Raw genomic sequence first — 16,923 nt, 5'->3', positions numbered from 1 at the left:
TGAATATACGATCAAACAATGGGATTAATTTGTAACGAAACCCAATTTGTCGAGCAGTCCTTTGCGTTTCAGAATAATAAGAAGCAATGCGCCGAGATACATGGATACTCCATAAACACCACCGGCAATAGCGTATTGCGAATTACTTAAAAATGTCACCGCAATTAAAATAGCCATTGAGCCATTCTGAGTACCGACTTCAATGCCCAGAGTCACTGCATCGTGAACCTTGAGTTTGCCCAATTTTGCCAATAATACACCAGCCAGTGTGGCGATTAGATTCAATGAAAGCGTAAAAATAAATATCGTTGGAAACGAGTCCATCAGCATCTCTCGTTCGTCATAGGCAATTTTTGCGATCATCGAGAACAGGAAAAAAGTCGATAAGTGCCTAAAAAAGCCTTCGGAACGCAAAGCAAACCCTTGAGCAAAACGTCGGATCATCATGCCTATAGCAATGGGTATCAAGGAGATGACGAGTAGGCTTAATGAGGTTTTGATTAGTGAAAATTGCTCATCAGGTGTATCAGAAAACAGACTGATCCCCCATTTGATGAGCAATGGTGTCGTGATAATACAAAACACAGTTGTAATGGCTGTTAACGAGACGGATAACGCAAGATTGGCACGTGCAATTTGCGCCAATAGATTCGATGATGTGCCACCTGGGCATGCCGCCAAAATCATAATCCCTACTGCGATATGCGCAGGTACCGCAAATATGTAGATAAGCCCAATCGCCACAACCGGTAGAACGATTAATTGTCCAAACAAACCTAAAAATACCGCTTTTGGCGTTTGTAATAATCGTCTAAAGTCACTTACAGTGAGAGATAGCCCCATCCCAAACATAATGACAGCAAGAGACAACGGCAGTAACACTTGGGTAAAAAAAGAAGCTTCCATCGTCGTTCCTAACTCATTTTCTTGAGAATGGATTTGGGTGCAATACGCAAAATATACTGCAGCCACGCCCACGGCCAAGCGGGCACAAAATAGCTTTCCCCTTCTTTCTCTATCGCTTTGACCATGGCTTTACACCCCGTTTCGGTATCCACGATAAAGGGGACTTTTTTGACTTTCTCGTTGATTTCCGAGCGAATGAAGCCTGGATGGATAGCGGTTATTTTGATTGGGGTGTTCATCACATCAATTGCCAGCCCGAGCGTCATGGATGTCAGCGCTGCCTTGGTTGCGGCATACACGGTTAACGCTCGACGATAGGGGCTGACTGCACTCACGGATGAAATAGTCACCAGATGTCCGGCGTTGCGCTGCCGAAATAGCTCCATTGCCGCTTCCATCTGCGCTAATGCCGAAACAAAATTGGTCGTTGCGGTCTGCTTGTTGGCATAAAAATACCCAGTCCCAATTGAAGCGCCTTTGCCCATCCCAGCATTGACAATGATCCGATCAAGCCCGCCCATCTCATCATCAAACTGTTTAAATACTTTAAACACATCGTCGTGTTCGTTAACATCTAACGCTTTGCAAACCACCTTAATATTGGGATTGATGTGATTAAGTTCGGCTTTGAGTTCATCTAATCTTTCCACCCGACGAGCACATAATGCAAGGTTTCTCCCCATCTTGGCAAATTCGATGGCCATGCCATAGCCCAATCCTGAACTGGCTCCGGTGATTAAAATATTCTGTCGCATGGTGCTTCCTTTTTGTTGTTTTATGCATGCTTATTACGCTGATATACCGTGTCGATTGATCAATTGGCGGCAACGATGTTGTAAATAATGGTTAAAAAACCACAAATGTCGAAACGACTTGTTTCGCGTTTGCTTGTGATGATAGCGATAATAAATTTGCTGCACAATCGCCGCTAAGCGAAACAAACCGTACACTTGATAAAATGTCATATTGGATACATCTGCGCCGGTTTTCTCTGCATAATATTCGATGACTTCTTGCCGAGTTAGCATGCCCGGCAGATGAGTAGGTTGACGGCGTGTCCCTTGTGCAATGCGATCATCACCCGCTTCTACCCAATAGGCTAGAGAGTTGCCCAAATCCATGAGTGGATCACCTAAAGTCGCAAGTTCCCAATCTAGGACGCCAATAATGCGTGTTGGGTCGTCTAAATCCAAAACCAAGTTATCAAAGCGAAAATCATTGTGGGTAAGACAAATGGTTTCGGTGGTCGGCATATTCTCGACCAGCCACTCGCGGATCCCTTTTGCTGACGGGACTTGCCATGTTTTGGCTTGCACATAACGCTCGTTCCAGCCGTGAATTTGGCGCGAAACGTAGCCACTTCCCTTAGCAATATCATTTAAGCCAGCACTTACGTAATCCACCTTATGTAATGCAATAAGTGTATCAATCGCGTTCAGACAAAGTTTTTCAATCTGATCGCGCGACAAATCCAGATCTTTGGGTAAATTCGCTCGTGGAATGATGCCGTTGAGCTTTTGCATGATATAAAAATCACTGCCTATCACCGCATCATCCTGACACACACCGAGCATTTGTGGGACAAATGGGAATACCTCTGCCAGGGCTTTTTGCAAGCGATATTCACGCGCCATGTCGTGGGCGCCTTTCGCTTTTCGCCCAGCAGGGGCACGGCGCAAAATCACCTCGCACTCAGCATAGCTCAAGCAATACGTCCAATTCGAGGCGCCACCGCTATATTGAGTGACTTCCGGAGCCGTATGGGGCAAATCTAATTGCGCTTGCAACCAAGGTTGCAACGAATCAAGAGGCAGTTCCTCTCCACTTCTCACAGAACGGGCACGATCTTGCCATTGGGCATGACTCATCGTGTGCTCACTGTGTATTTGCGTTTTTCTAATCTAGCGACCATCGCGCGATGCACTTCGTCTGGCCCATCTGCAAGTCTTAATACTCGTGCGGCACCGGCTAAGCGAGCCAGTACAAAATCATCTGAAACACCTGCACCACCGTGGATTTGAATGGCCATATCGACAACTTCTTGCAGCATATTGGGCACAACCACTTTGATGGCACTGATATCGACCATGGCATTCTTGACGCCTAAATTATCGATTTTCCATGCAGCTTGCAGTGTCAGTAAGCGAGCTTGCTCAATTTTCATTCGCGCATCGGCAATACGTTCGCTATTGCCCCCCAAATCAAATAATTTTTTGCCAAAGGCTTCACGTGATACAGCCCGCTTCATTGACAATGACAAAGCTTCTTCGGCCATGCCAATGGCGCGCATACAATGGTGAATTCGACCAGGTCCAAGACGGCCTTGAGCAATGGCAAAACCTTTGCCTGCGCCGAGAATTAAGTTCTCTTTAGGCACTCTGACATTCTCAAACACCATCTGTCCATGCCCATAGGGTGCGTCATAATCGCTGTAGGCGGTGAGCATGCGTTCAATGGTTAAACCTTCGCTATCAACCGGTACTAAGACCATAGAATGTTGTGCATGTCTGTCGTTTTCAGGATTGGAAAGACCCATAAAAATAATCAGTTTTGCGTTTGGATGGCCTAGTCCAGTAGACCACCATTTTCGCCCGTTTAACACCAGCTCATCTCCATCAAACTCAATGCTGGCCTGCATGTTGGTGGCATCGGAAGAGGCAACGTCTGGCTCAGTCATACCAAACACCGAACGGATCTCGCCATTGAGAAGAGGAGTGAGCCATTGCGTCTTTTGTGCTTCTGAACCAAAATGATATAACACTTCCATGTTGCCAGTATCTGGCGCATTACAGTTAAATACCTCAGGAGCAAATAAATAATGTCCCATGGCTTCAGCAAGAGGGGCATATTCTAAGGTAGTTAAACCTTGTCCTAGTTCAGTATCGGGCAAAAACAAATTCGCCAGCCCTTGTTCTCGACAGAGGACTTTGAGGCGTTCTACTTCTGGGTGAAGTTGCCATTCTCGCCAGTTACCATGATTGTTTTGGTGGTGCATAAATGCGTAGACATCGGATGCTATTGGGGCGATGTGCTCGTCGATAAATTCTTGTACTTTGTTTAAGTATTCTTGACATTTGTTTGAATAAGTAAAATCCACGCAACACTCCATTAACATTTTGCTAAAGGATACTAAAACTTATCGAATTTCGCTAGGCAAACTCTTGATTGGATTACAAAAAAAGCCGTTACAAAATGTTGCAACGTTAAGACGGCGAATTAAATGGGTAAGTGCCCCCACACCAAATCTTTGAAGTGCTTCCGACACACAGATTCATAGCGCTCATTACCCCCGACTTGTACTTGTTCACCACCGTGGATGGGATGACCTTGCTCGTCAAGTCGAACGACAAAATTCGCTTTGCGGCCGCAATGACAAATCGTCTTGAGTTCCGTTAATTTGTCAGACCACGCCAACAGATATTGACTGCCTGGAAAGGTTTCTCCTAAGAAGTCTGTACGGATCCCATAAGACAAAACTGGGATATCTAAGTCGTCCACAATATGAACTAATTGCATAACTTGTTGCTTACTCAGAAACTGAGCTTCGTCAATGAAAATACAGTCGATATTGCCGAGTTCGCGTTTGGCAATGACATCACTGAATAAATCAGTTCCTTCGTGAAAGGTCAACGCAGGGCGACTGATGCCTAATCGAGATGTGATCTTGCCCGCGCCATAGCGATTATCCAGTTGGGCGGTGTACAACAAAATCTTGTGACCACGTTCTTCATAATTGTACGCAGATTGTAACAAGGCGGTCGATTTGCCTGCGTTCATTGCTGAGTAATAAAAATAAAGTTGTGCCACAAAACCGTCTCGGATCTTTAAAAGAATTGGATTCTAGCACAGTGCACAACAGAAACAAAAAGGGCCAGTAACGACTGGCCCAGATTAAATCAAAACAATTCTTTATGCTGCGTCGACCGCTACTTTGTGACTTTCCTGCGTGGCATCAATGAGTTCCAAATCGAAGGTATACTCATCTACACGAACAGCCAGTTTGCGTTTTTCATCATAGGCGAGCAATGTATCAGCCTCGGCACTGGTGAGTTCACCTTTTTGCGTCAATTCAGATACCGCATGGGCAAATGAAATGAACGGTACGACAGGCGCTTTTCGCAATGCTTTTTGCACCTTGCTTAACAGTGGCATTGCCTCATGCTTAGCCAAAAACGCTTGCTCGTTAATATCATTGCCATCGCCTGGCTGGGCAATGACTAGGTGTGACAGTTCACGTTTGATGCTGTTGTCCTGCATTGTGGCTACCGATAAATCACGACGTAATTCATCACTAATGGTATCGATGCGGTTGCTGTAGGTATTTGTCAGTAAACGCATCAAGCCACGAGCTGGCGTATTAGGGAAGTTGTTAATAAACTCCGCTAGCGCTTTTTCACCCTGGGTCAAGGTCCACTGCATTGCATAATCAAAATACAATTGAGCCTCCGCGCGGTCTGAAACGCGTTGTTCATAGAAGCGAATACAGGCCATTGCCGCATAGACATGACTCAACACATCGCCTAAACGTGCAGATAGCATTTCGGCCTTTTTCAGCTCACCGCCTAATACTAGCAGTGATAAATCGGCCATTGGCGCGAGTTTTGCGGATAAGGCATTTAAGCGTTTTTCATATACACGAACCTCTGGTAATTCAGAAGAGGTGTTTCGCGTGAAAGGTAGGTATGCATTACGCATACTTCTAAACGCATTTTTTACACTGAACCAGACCGTTTTGCCTAAGACCTTACGGAAGGCTTTGTCAGCAGAGGCATCATCAGAGTGAATCAAATCCACCATTTCCTTTAAGTAAGGATGACAGCGCATCGCACCTTGGCCAAAGATCATCAGATTGCGAGTTAAAATATTTGCGCCTTCAACTGTGATGGCAATCGGTAATGAGCAATAACCGTTGGCAAGTGTGTTTTGTGGTCCACGTTGAATCGCTTTACCCGCTTGTACATCCATAGCGGAATTCACTACGTCACGACCAAGCTCAGTCATGTGATATTTTGCAATGGCGGTCACAACAGAAGGTTTCAAACCTTCACCTAGGCCTTCTGTTGTCATGACACGCATAGCTTCGAGCAGGAAGGTTTTACCCGCAATATCAGAAATCTTTTCCTGAATACCCTCAAAGCGACCAATAGGTACACCGAATTGCTCGCGCACGAATGAATATTCAACCGTTGATTTAAACGCGCTGTGCGCAGACGCTGTGCCGAGCGCTGGGAGTGAAATACCGCGACCTGCACCGAGACAGCTCACTAACATCTGCCAACCGCGACCAATGTTTTTCTGCCCACCAATAATGAAGTCCATTGGGATAAAGACGTTGGTGCCCCGTGTCGTACCATTATAAAAACGCATGCCCATCGGCTCGTGACGGTTTCCTAACTCAACGCCTGGGTGGTCTTTGGGTAGAAGTGCACAAGTAATGCCTAATTCGAGTTTGTCACCGAGTAACTGGTCTGGGTCGAATACTTTAAAAGCAAGCCCCAATACGGTCGCAATGGGGGCTAAGGTGATGTATCGCTTATCCCAAGTGACGGATAAGCCTAATACTTCTTCACCATTGTACATACCTTTAGTCACGATACCTGCATCGGGAATAGCACCAGCATCTGAACCCGCTTCTGGGCTAGTCAGCGCAAAACAAGGAATATCTTGACCAGCAGATAAACGAGGTAACCAATAGTTTTGCTGTGCTTCAGTACCATAGTGCATCAATAACTCGCCTGGGCCTAGAGAGTTTGGCACCATGACGGTCACCGCTATGGAACCGCTTTTGGTGGCAATGGTCGCAACAATAGTCGAGTTAGCATAAGGAGAAAACTCAAGACCACCAAATTTTTTGGGAATAATCATGGCAAAAAATTTGTTTTCGCATAAAAAATCCATAATGGGTTGTGGGATGTGCTTACCTTCCAGTAAAGCATGATCATCAAGCATCCCTAACAAAGTTTGTAAGGGACCATCAAAAAACGCTTGTTCTTCTTCGGTTAATTTGGCTTGTGGCAGAGCGCGTACTGCATGCAGATCCGGTTTACCTTGATAAATTGATGTTTCAATCCAAGTGTCTCCCGCATCAAGTGCTTCTTGCTCGGTAACAGAAATTGGCGGTAATACTTTTTTAAGTTGGGTACGTAAGCTCATTACAAATTGCCTCAATGTAAAATGTTGACACATGACTAGTCATAAGACCTCTGATGTCTGACCAGTTGGATAAGCTTAATAGTACCAAAACAAAATTGCAAGTTTTTCGTACAAATACCAAAAAGGAACTGATTTAATGAAAAATGATATCGAGACTAAATTTTTGCTCTCAGTGTTTGAAAAAATCAGACAACACGGTGAGTACAAAGATTTTGCGTATAGGTTAGAAGGTGTCAAAGCCTTTACTGATCACGATGGTTACACGGTGTTTTTGGAAGATGCACAAGTCAAAATGCGCGTTGGCTTTCACAACCAATATCATCTTGATTATGACAAAGCCGAGCACAAAGAAGCCTTTACTCGTAAGCTTGAAAGTATTGCGCAAAACTATTAGGCCATAGTAGCTCACAGCCAGCGGTTTATTTCTGCAGCTAACTGCGCCTTGTCAATGGGTTTACTGATGTAGCTATTCATACCGGATGCAAGGCACTTTTCGCGGTCTCCTTCCATCGCGTGAGCAGTTAATGCAATAACGGGTATATGTTTGCGATGCGCGTAAGTAAGGTCTTGGCGAATTTTCTTAGTGGTCTCATAGCCATCCATTTCTGGCATCTGACAGTCCATTAATACTAGATCAAACTGTTTATCACGTTGGTTAAGAATATTCAGAGCTTCTATACCATTTTTCGCGAGCTCGCATTCAAACCCAAGCTTGAGTAGATATTCCAAGGCGACGGTTTGATTAATTTCATTATCTTCCACCAGTAAAATTCTGGATGTCATACTGGGATCAAGATCATGAATGGGCATCAAGTTTAATGCATCGGGTTGTTGCGCTAAAATAGCTAAATCTTCTATGTTGTGTGAAGTAATAGAGTTCGGATTGAGTAGCCCTGCAAAACCATTTTGTTGTAAAAAAGTCGCGTTGTGAGAATGATCATTACTAAGCAATACGATTGGGGCAACATCTTGTTGAATATTTTGCCGCAAAGCTTTTACTACATCAGTAGCTGCAAATTGATTAATTTGTTCGGCTATTATAATTATGTCAAATTTTACAAAAGATGGTTTGATTAGATTTTGTATTATCTCTGGAACTGAGTTTGAAACTTTAACCTGCCAGTTCGGTGCTTGCTTGAGTGTGTCAAAAACAGTCTCAAATTGTGCTTCATTACCAATGCAAAGGGCGTTATAGTTTGTTGGTTGTTGCCTTTTAGAGAGAGACGTTGCAATGGTAAAACTGAACGTCGAACCATGATTAATAATCGAAGAAACTTTTATCGTGCCGCCCAGCAACTGGACTAATTGTTTGCTGATAGCGAGGCCAAGCCCAGTGCCACCATACGCGCGTGTAGACGTTGCATCAATTTGCGTGAATTCTTCAAATAATTCTTCTAGCTTGTCTGGTTCTATACCAATCCCAGTATCGATGACGCTAAATTCTATTTGTTGCGTATTACTCCAGTGTGCACGAAGAGTCACACTCCCACTATGGGTAAACTTGATAGCGTTCGTGCAAAGGTTTAGTAGGATTTGTTGCAAGCGTATCGGATCAGTGATGATTTGCTCAGAAACTTCGTTTTGGATGATACAGCTTAATCCTTTTTCTTTGAGTTGCAACTTACACGTTGTCACAACCTCTTCGAGTAAAGCCTGGATAAAAATTGGTTCTCTGCGGAGTGCTAATTTACCTGCTTCAATTTTTGAGAAGTCCAATATGTCATTGATTAAGCGCAACAGTGAATGACTACTTTGCATAGCCAGATTGACATAATTCCGCTGTTTTTTAGTGAGTTTGGTTTCAAGCAGTAATTCGTTCATACCAATAATGCCATTAATTGGAGTGCGAATTTCATGTGACATATTAGCAAGGAACTGCCCCTTAATTTTATTGGCCTCTTTGGCCTTTTCTTCGGCATTTTTTAAAATTGTGATGTCTTGGAACGTCCCTTTCAGTAAAACGGTTTCACCGTTTTCAACTATAGGTTGCCCCATTGCCCGAACCCAAATACGGTTGTTTTTGGCTGTCATAAAAGGGACTTGCAGATCCCATGAGACTTGTTTTTCGATAGCTTGGGCAATCGCGCGTTGGATTAATGGGCGGGCTTCAGGGGTATAATAATTGATCGCATCTTCGATATCGATATGACTGCCAACAGGTAATTCGTGGATCCGATAGACCTCGTCCGACCAATAAAGACTATTCGTGTTTAGATCGAATTCCCAGCCTCCTAGTTTAGCGACCTTGGCGGTTTGTTCAATTAACTCATGACTGCGTTTACTTTCATTTTCTAATGCAATCAATTGAGTCACATCGCGTCCAATAAATAAATAACCTTCGATATCATTATGTCGCGAGTAAAGAGCGCTCATATTCAATGATATTTGCAATGATTTCTTATCTTTGGTGATGAAGGTAAAGGTATACTCAGAAAATAGTTTTTTTCTAGTGGCAAGTAATAAAGCTTCGACATTGGCACTAACTGGGTAACCCATTTTTTTTGAGACCTCGTCTGCAAATTGCTCTAAACAGGTGTAGTCGAAAAAGATATTCATCGACAATACTGATACCGTTTCAAAAAAACCCCAGCCCAATAAACTTGATGCAAACTCATTAAAGGTCACTACAATCCCATTTAAATCAGTTGAAATGATGATTTGTTGGGCCGAATCCAGTATAGCGCGTTGCAAATTATTGCGATTGCGCAATTGGTGTTCGAATGATTTTCGCGCATTGATATCGTATTCGAAAAACATGTAGCCGGTGCACTTACCCTCAGTCATAATGGGTTGGCAAGACAGTTTTATCCAATAGGGTTTGAGTGTTTTGTTAAGCAGTTCTATTTCGCAAGAGAACATTTGTTCACGGTTGACGGCATTACGCAACCGATTGATATCAATCTGATTAGCTCGTATAGAAATTCTATCTAGTGGATGCATACTGGCAAGCTCTTTACGCGAGTATCCACTCATCACTTCTGCTGCACGATTGCTCCAGATCACGTTAAGGTCGGTGTCTGTCAACAAAATCGCACTGTCAGTTTGTTCGGTTACTTGTGCCAATAGTTGGTACTTATCTTGTTCTAATGCTAAGGCGTTTTGTGTTTCTGATAATTTTTGAGTTTGCGATGCCATTCCTATATTTGCAGCCTCTAGACTCAGTTCTGAAGCATATAAACGAGAGGCCTCAGTAATAGTCGCAATAACAAAGTTTTCATTATGAACTTCAAGGGTGTTTAAGCCAATTGTGACTGCAATTTCTTGACCGTCCTTTGCCATACCTTTGAATACGTTACCAAAGGCCATGGGACGACGCTTGCCTTGTTGTAGGAATATTTTTACCCAATTACTATGACTAGAATCAATATCTTGGGGTAATAAAATGGATAAAGCTTGGCCATTTAATTCTTGTTGTGTGTAGCCAAACATAAGGCAGATCTGCTGATTCGCAAAGCGAATGATGGAGTTTGCATCGACCTGCAGAATCCCTGCTGAGCTTGCATTTAAAATGTTAAGAAAATCATTAGTACTGGACAAGATAGCATCCGTCAAAGTAATTAAAACCGAGTTAGCATATATAGTTATAGCAGTGAATCCGCATTTATATATAATAATGTTTTAGAAACCTTTTTCAGTAACCTGAAACACAGTGACTAACGTGCCCCAAAAAATCAACAAACCACAATTTACCTATGCTTTTTTTCTCCCTCAATACTGGCCTGTTTGGTTTGGGGTGGGGTGTTTGTATCTCATTACCCTATTACCGTTAGCGATTTTGCGCAAGCTCGCTTTAGTGAATACTTTTTTGCTCAAAACACTTGCCAAAAAACGGGTGCATATCGCTCGAGTCAATATTGATAAGTGCTTTCCAGATTGGCCTCAGGCTAAACGCGATAACCTAGTTGAGCAGAATTTGAAAGTGGCTGGAATGGCCTTGTTTGAAACAGCAATGGGCTGGTGGTGGCCGGACCGACGTCTTAGACCATTATTAGAGATAGAGGGCCAAGAGCATATTCAAAAGGTGTTAGCTCAAGGTAAAGGCGCATTTGTTATGGCTATCCACAACATGAACCTGGAGGTCAGTTGCCGTTTGTTGGGTTTATATGAACCAAGCGTAGCGTTTTATAGACCGCATAACAATCCATTGATGGATTATTTGCAATATCGAGGTCGCGCGCGTTCGAACAAGTATATGATTGATAAACGCAGTTCTAGAGCATTGATTGAGGCGTTAAGCGACGGTGAATTATGTGTGTATTTACCCGACCAAGATTACGGCCGCCGAGGCAGTCACTTCATCCCGTTTTTTGCGGTAGAGTCTACTGCAACTCTTTCTGCATGCTTAATGTTCCCGCGTCGATCTGGAGCAATTCCTATCATGTTAAGTACACAATACACCGCAACAGGATATAAATTAAAATTTTATCCACCAATACCAGATTTTGCCGATAAAGAAGATATACAAGCATTAACAGAGCTTAATGCACATATAGAGTCGATGGTCCTCGAACAGCCTGAAAGTTATTTATGGATGCATAAACGCTTCAAAACACGCCCCGAAGGGGAGGCTGGTTTTTACTGAGATCATTTTCCTGAACTGGTAATGGCTAAGACTTGCCCTGACAAACGTACCTTTGTTGTTACTACTGTAGCGCTGCACCGAACTTCAAATTATAGTTCTAGTCATCATTCAAAAACACGTCTCCAAATCTTATGCACAGCATCTTGGAGTAAACCCAATGTTGTATCATCATGTACTTGGGAGCGCTGTATACTCATATGATGCTGATGATGGCGCCAGGTTAAATAAGATTGGGTCAGTTCCTGTGCGGTGGTTTCTGAGATGATATTCGCCTTACACAACGCTTCGAGTTGTCGTATGTTATCACTGTAATTGATAATATTTGGGTGTTGATGCGCATTTGCGAGGCACCAATATTGTGTCAAAAACTCGATATCAGCCATCACTCCTTTGTCTTTGGCTTTGAGGTGTTCGCGCATTTTGAGGCGCATGTTCAATACCTCTTTTGCGAGTTTTTTAGCGTCACGCGGTCGACTTAATATTTGATTTCGAATCTCTGCAAATTTTGCACAACTATGCATCTCCCCATATACCGGACGAGCGCGCAAGAGTGCTTGGTGCTCCCATACCCACGCTTCTGTTTGTTGATAGCTTAAAAATGTTTCGAATGAGCTAACCAGCAATCCAGAATTGCCAGATGGGCGCAAGCGCAAATCACATTCATACAAATCCCCAAGTAGGGTTTTGGTATGCATAAGGTGCATGATACGCTGAACAAATTTGGTGTAAAACTCTACAGCAGAGAGTGATTTTTTGCCATCGGTTACCGCGTCTTTGGGACGGTCAAAGAGACAGACTAGATCCAAATCCGAACGATAACTCAATTCTATGCCACCGAGCTTGCCATATCCAATTATGACCAAGCCAGTATCCTGTTCAGTGGTGTTGGGTAACTTACCGTATCGCGTAGTCACATGATGCCAAGCATCATTTACTACTCTGGCTAGGATTGTTTCAGCTAACAACGTCAATTTGTCACTGACATGCGCTATTGGTAAAACATCCAAAATATCAGCTGCAGCAATACGTAACATTTGGGCAAGTTTAAACTGGCGTAGCGCCTGAATTTGCGCCTCAACATCATCCGGTTCTATGCGGAGTAATGCATGTTGTAGTTGCGCTTGATAATCAGTGCGCCAGCCATCCATGTCGTATTCCGAATGTTGCAAATATTGTGGATGAATGAGCTCATCAAGAAGTACTGGAAATTGACATAATTGTTCAATCACCCAAGTACTTTTGTTGCAAAATAATAAGACCTGCTCACGCACATTGTGATTTTCGAGCATCAGTTCCAAGTAAGCAGTGCGTTTAGAGACAGCCTGTAGCAAATGAAAAACACTACACCATACCGGCACTTGTTCGCGACCTGAATGCTCACTGATCGGCTTGATAAACAACGGGCACAGCGCATTTAAAATTCGCGCACCTCGCTCACCAAGTTGCCATTGTTTTGCGGTATTTTTATCGTGGATAAGTTGTTCCGCTAATGCAATGTCTATGCTCGTGCAAATAGTGGTCATCTCTTCGACACTTAAAGCTAGCTCCCAGATATCTTGATATGCATTGTGTTGTTCTGTGTTTGGTTCATCTTCATCTTGGATAAACAATCTAAAATGAGCATGGATACGGTGTGAAACTTGTTGAATATATTCATACGTTTCTGCCCATGAAGCGAAACCTAACTGTTTAGCTAGAATCGTTTTATGCTGCGTATCTTGAGGCAGAGTTTGAGTTTGTTGGTTGTTGTACTGTTGCAAGCGATGCTCAACGGTACGCAATATCCAATAATCACGCTCCAACTCATAGGTCACTGAGCTCGGCAAAATTTGATGTTCGGTGATGTGTTGCATAGCGTTCTGTAATGATGCCGTCTGTAAGTCTTTATGTCGCCCGCCATAGATCAGCTGACAACATTGCACCAAGAACTCCACTTCACGAATACCGCCTCGACCTAATTTAATGTTGTCTGAAAGTTGTCTACGACGGTATTCTTGGGCAATGTTACGTTTCATTTCGCGCAGTGAGTCGAGCACGCTAAAATCCACATAACGACGGTAAATGAATGGTTGCAGTATGTCGCTTAATTGATTGCTGTAGTCATCTTGTGCATTGAGAATGCGTGCTTTTAGCATCGCATAACGCTCCCAACTGCGACCTTGGCTTTGATAGTATTCTTCTATTGCGGAAAAAGGCATGACTAAAGGTCCACTGTCACCGAGCGGACGCAAGCGCATGTCTACCCGCCAAACTTGGCCGTCCAGTGTGGTATGGTCGAGCAAATAAATAAGCTTTTGTGCCACTTTGGTAAAGAACTGTTGATATTCAAATGGTTTGCGTCGTTCGCTGAATTCGCCTGTTTCGGGATAAGCAAAGATCAAATCAATATCGGAAGAAAAGTTGAGCTCATTACCGCCTAACTTGCCCATGCCCAAGATGTATAAATGCTGTTTGCCATGACTACCCAAAGGTTCACCATAGCGCTGTGAAATTTGCTGATATGCCATGCTGTAAGCACATAAAATGGTAGCATCAGCAACCAGTGACACCTGTTGTACGGATTGCTGAATCGATTGCTCATGATACAGGTCACGATGCGTAATATGTGCCATGGCCAAGTGTTTAAATTGACGTAATTCGCGAAGTTGCTCAGTTTCTGATTGGCACTGTGTTACCAGGTTATCAAGAATGAGGTGGAGATCTTGAGGCAGAGGGTGGCTCAATGGATACTGGGCAACGAAGCTTTCCCACTGCTCAGAATACTGGTCTATGACCTGGGCTGAGTAAGGCGAATCAATCGCAATGTGTGTCATCTCTTGTCACTTTTATTATGCGCTATGGTATGATACAAATCATACCGCAAAACCCTGCAAAAAAAAGAATTCTTATATGGAACAGTTGGTTGCTCTGGTCGCTTTCCCTAATGCACTCATGCTTTATGTCTTGATGGACATTGTCATCGTCTTAGCATTACTTCTAACCATTCGTTTACTCGCGGGCTCGCAAAGTAAGGTGAGTGTGTCGGATGAACTCGCAAGCAAAGACAATGCGGCGTTTGGCATCAGTGTGGCAGGGCGCATGCTTGCGTTGTGCATTGTATTATCTGCGATTGTCGGCCGGCACATTGGACAAGGGTTTGATATCGCCGCATTGGGTATGTTGTTGTTTGGCACCATAGGTATTCTTCTAATCAAATTAGGGCGCGTGGCACACGATAAAGTGATTTTGCATCGCTTAGTGAAAGACGAGGCGATTGCCAAGCGCAACACGGCTGTCGCAGTAGTAGATGCATCGAGCGCCATTGCCTCGGCGATTGTGATTTATGGCGTAATCAACTGGGTTAAAGGCACAGATACACAAGCGATTGTGGCGATCATTACGGGCTTTTTTGTCATGCTCACTGTATTGCTGGTGACGACTCGTATTTATGAATTGCGCTTTGCGCGTAACAATCAAGTGGATTCACTACAAGGCCAGTTGCGCAAAGGTAATCTGGCGCTTGGTATCCAACACTCTGGTAACTTAATCGGCACAGCGCTCGTGGTCTCGGGTGCTGGGAATATATTGCAATACGATGCGGCGACCTATGTCACTAACGTGACTGGCTGGTTGTTTTGTGGTGTGGTTGGCGCGTTCTTACTAGCCATTATTGTCGGTTTGGCCAAACGTTTGGTGTTGCTGGGGATCGATTGGAAACAAGAAGTCGATCTGCAAGAAAACATTGGGATCGCTACCCTTGAATGGGTCTTAAGCGTCGGCATAGCTCTTATTGTGTTGGGCATCATCAGTTTTTAATAAAATTTTAAGATAAAGAGTTGTTAGTCATTATGGTTCATTTACCGTCTTTTCAGAACACCCGTATTATGATTGTCGGCGATATCATGCTTGACCGCTATTACAGTGGCGATACTGGCCGGATTTCACCAGAAGCACCAGTACCTGTGGTGAAAGTCAATGACCATGAAGCTAGGCCGGGCGGGGCTGCAAATGTGGCCATTAACGCAGCTTCATTGGGTGCACAAGTGCATTTGGTTGGCCTGTGTGGAGCGCGAGAAGGCGCTGCGGATGAGGCGGCTAAAATCCTAGAGGAGCGTTTGTCAGCTCATGGGGTGACCTGTCATTTTGCTTTTGTTGATGGTATGGATACCATCACCAAATTACGAGTCATGAGTCGCAACCAACAGTTATTGCGTTTGGATTTTGAAGAGTCATTTGCTCAGGTAGATAAATCCGTATTGACGCAACAAGTCGCAGCGGTATTAGGCGATGTTGATGTGTTGGTACTCTCTGATTACGCCAAAGGCACATTAAGTGATGCAGCGTCTTTGATTGCACTCGCAAAGCAAGCACAAGTGCCAGTGGTTGTTGATCCCAAAGGCACTGATTACAGTGGCTATCGCGGGGCAATGTTGATTACCCCGAATATGTCTGAATTCCAACAAATTCAAGGTTCTGTTAATAGTGAAAGTGAGTTGAGCACCAAAGCACAAGCTTTGCGTGAGCAATTGGCTCTCGAACATATTTTGGTCACGCGTTCGGAACATGGCATGTCGTTGTTTTCACAGGGCCCTGATTATCACTTACCGGCCAAAGCCAAAGAAGTTTATGATGTGACCGGAGCTGGTGATACGGTTGTCGCGACCCTTGCGCTAGGCGTTGCCGTTGGCTTGGAATTAAATCAGGCATGTGTGTTAGCAAACCAAGCCGCAAGCATCGTGGTGGGTAAGCTTGGAACATCAACCGTATCTCCAACTGAATTATCATTAGCGATACAAGATGTGGTGCACGAAGACAGTGGTGTTATGAATGCCGAGCAACTTGTGTATACCGTTCGTCAGTTACAAGCACAAGGCAAAAAAGTGGTAATGACCAATGGATGCTTTGATATTTTACATGCAGGTCATGTATCGTATTTACAAGCAGCGGCAAAATTAGGCGATCGTTTGATTGTGGCGGTCAATGACGATGCTTCGGTTACTCGCTTAAAGGGCGCAGGTCGGCCGGTGAACAATGTCTCGCGTCGGATGGCGGTATTGGCTGGGTTAGGCGCTGTGGATTTTGTCGTGCCATTTGGGGAAGATACGCCACAGGCATTGATTGCTGAGGTGTTGCCAGATATCTTGGTCAAAGGAGGGGATTATACCGTAGAGCAAATTGCAGGTGGGGCTGAGGTGATTGCCAATGGTGGTGAAGTCAAAATCATGCATTTTGAAGAAGGGGTATCTACTACTGCGATCATCAAGCAGATAACGGGCGAGTAACTTGTCAAATAGACAAAAAAG

At 44.0% G+C, this 16,923-nt stretch carries 12 protein-coding genes; 4 read left to right on the top strand and 8 right to left on the bottom strand.

The window, feature by feature from the left end:
* Nucleotides 1-24 precede the first annotated feature (24 nt).
* The 6 genes from NLG07_RS00130 to NLG07_RS00105 all read right to left on the bottom strand — a co-directional run bounded on the left by NLG07_RS00130 (nucleotide 25) and on the right by NLG07_RS00105 (nucleotide 7,092).
* The gene (locus NLG07_RS00130) at nucleotides 25-906 is read right to left on the bottom strand and encodes a bile acid:sodium symporter family protein (RefSeq protein ID WP_254855675.1); all 882 of its coding nucleotides are present in this window, start codon (nucleotides 904-906) and stop codon (nucleotides 25-27) included.
* A gap of 8 nt (nucleotides 907-914) precedes the next feature.
* Nucleotides 915-1,661 (bottom strand): SDR family oxidoreductase, encoded by a 747-nt coding sequence (locus NLG07_RS00125; RefSeq protein WP_254855674.1) that lies wholly within the window; start codon nucleotides 1,659-1,661, stop codon nucleotides 915-917.
* Nucleotides 1,662-1,694: 33 nt separating this feature from the next.
* Complete coding sequence (locus NLG07_RS00120; protein WP_254855673.1) at nucleotides 1,695-2,774, bottom strand: phosphotransferase family protein; 1,080 nt, start codon at nucleotides 2,772-2,774, stop codon at nucleotides 1,695-1,697.
* Nucleotides 2,771-4,003, bottom strand: a complete 1,233-nt coding sequence (locus tag NLG07_RS00115) for an acyl-CoA dehydrogenase family protein (RefSeq protein WP_254855672.1) — start codon at nucleotides 4,001-4,003, stop codon at nucleotides 2,771-2,773. The genes NLG07_RS00120 and NLG07_RS00115 overlap by 4 nt, the downstream gene beginning before the upstream one ends.
* A 119-nt stretch (nucleotides 4,004-4,122) precedes the next feature.
* Nucleotides 4,123-4,713: a thymidine kinase gene (locus NLG07_RS00110; RefSeq protein ID WP_254855671.1), complete on the bottom strand. Its 591-nt coding sequence runs from the start codon at nucleotides 4,711-4,713 to the stop codon at nucleotides 4,123-4,125.
* A gap of 102 nt (nucleotides 4,714-4,815) precedes the next feature.
* Nucleotides 4,816-7,092 (bottom strand): acyl-CoA dehydrogenase, encoded by a 2,277-nt coding sequence (locus NLG07_RS00105; RefSeq protein WP_303049211.1) that lies wholly within the window; start codon nucleotides 7,090-7,092, stop codon nucleotides 4,816-4,818.
* A 103-nt stretch (nucleotides 7,093-7,195) separates the two neighbouring features.
* On the opposite strand from NLG07_RS00105, the gene NLG07_RS00100 reads away from it, so the two are divergent.
* Entirely contained in the window at nucleotides 7,196-7,453 is a 258-nt protein-coding gene (locus NLG07_RS00100; protein WP_254855669.1) for a DUF3081 domain-containing protein, read from the top strand.
* Between the two features lie 11 nt (nucleotides 7,454-7,464).
* Here NLG07_RS00100 and NLG07_RS00095 read toward each other — a convergent pair whose 3' ends face one another.
* A complete protein-coding gene (locus NLG07_RS00095; protein WP_254855668.1) occupies nucleotides 7,465-10,596 on the bottom strand; it encodes a PAS domain S-box protein in 3,132 nt (1,043 codons plus the stop codon).
* Nucleotides 10,597-10,717: 121 nt separating this feature from the next.
* On the opposite strand from NLG07_RS00095, the gene lpxL reads away from it, so the two are divergent.
* Complete coding sequence (gene lpxL, locus NLG07_RS00090; RefSeq protein WP_254855667.1) at nucleotides 10,718-11,641, top strand: LpxL/LpxP family Kdo(2)-lipid IV(A) lauroyl/palmitoleoyl acyltransferase; 924 nt, start codon at nucleotides 10,718-10,720, stop codon at nucleotides 11,639-11,641.
* Nucleotides 11,642-11,745: 104 nt separating this feature from the next.
* On the opposite strand, the gene glnE is transcribed toward lpxL, so the two are convergent.
* Nucleotides 11,746-14,454: a bifunctional [glutamate--ammonia ligase]-adenylyl-L-tyrosine phosphorylase/[glutamate--ammonia-ligase] adenylyltransferase gene (gene glnE / locus NLG07_RS00085; RefSeq protein ID WP_254855666.1), complete on the bottom strand. Its 2,709-nt coding sequence runs from the start codon at nucleotides 14,452-14,454 to the stop codon at nucleotides 11,746-11,748.
* Nucleotides 14,455-14,530: 76 nt separating this feature from the next.
* Here glnE and NLG07_RS00080 point away from each other — a divergent pair, with 76 nt between their 5' ends.
* Nucleotides 14,531-15,436, top strand: coding sequence for a DUF350 domain-containing protein (locus tag NLG07_RS00080; protein WP_254855665.1), 906 nt, complete (start codon nucleotides 14,531-14,533; stop codon nucleotides 15,434-15,436).
* Nucleotides 15,437-15,465: 29 nt separating this feature from the next.
* On the top strand, nucleotides 15,466-16,902 hold the full coding sequence (gene hldE, locus NLG07_RS00075; protein ID WP_254856875.1) for a bifunctional D-glycero-beta-D-manno-heptose-7-phosphate kinase/D-glycero-beta-D-manno-heptose 1-phosphate adenylyltransferase HldE: 1,437 nt from the start codon (nucleotides 15,466-15,468) through the stop codon (nucleotides 16,900-16,902).
* Nucleotides 16,903-16,923 lie beyond the last annotated feature (21 nt).

Source organism: Alteromonas sp. LMIT006, assembly GCF_024300645.1.
Classification (GTDB): Bacteria; Pseudomonadota; Gammaproteobacteria; order Enterobacterales; family Alteromonadaceae; genus Opacimonas; species Opacimonas immobilis.
Note: the sequence above shows the minus strand (reverse complement) of the source record. Positions and strands in the feature narration are given on the sequence as shown.

Bases quoted from the DNA above. Each gene is read 5' to 3' on its own strand.
- NLG07_RS00080 (WP_254855665.1), top strand. From the start codon at position 14,531: ATGGAACAGTTGGTTGCTCTGGTCGCTTTCCCTAATGCACTCATGCTT.
- NLG07_RS00105 (WP_303049211.1), bottom strand. From the start codon at position 7,092: ATGTGTCAACATTTTACATTGAGGCAATTTGTAATGAGCTTACGTACC.
- NLG07_RS00130 (WP_254855675.1), bottom strand. From the start codon at position 906: ATGGAAGCTTCTTTTTTTACCCAAGTGTTACTGCCGTTGTCTCTTGCT.
- glnE (WP_254855666.1), bottom strand. From the start codon at position 14,454: ATGACACACATTGCGATTGATTCGCCTTACTCAGCCCAGGTCATAGAC.
- NLG07_RS00120 (WP_254855673.1), bottom strand. From the start codon at position 2,774: ATGAGTCATGCCCAATGGCAAGATCGTGCCCGTTCTGTGAGAAGTGGA.
- NLG07_RS00125 (WP_254855674.1), bottom strand. From the start codon at position 1,661: ATGCGACAGAATATTTTAATCACCGGAGCCAGTTCAGGATTGGGCTAT.
- NLG07_RS00100 (WP_254855669.1), top strand. From the start codon at position 7,196: ATGAAAAATGATATCGAGACTAAATTTTTGCTCTCAGTGTTTGAAAAA.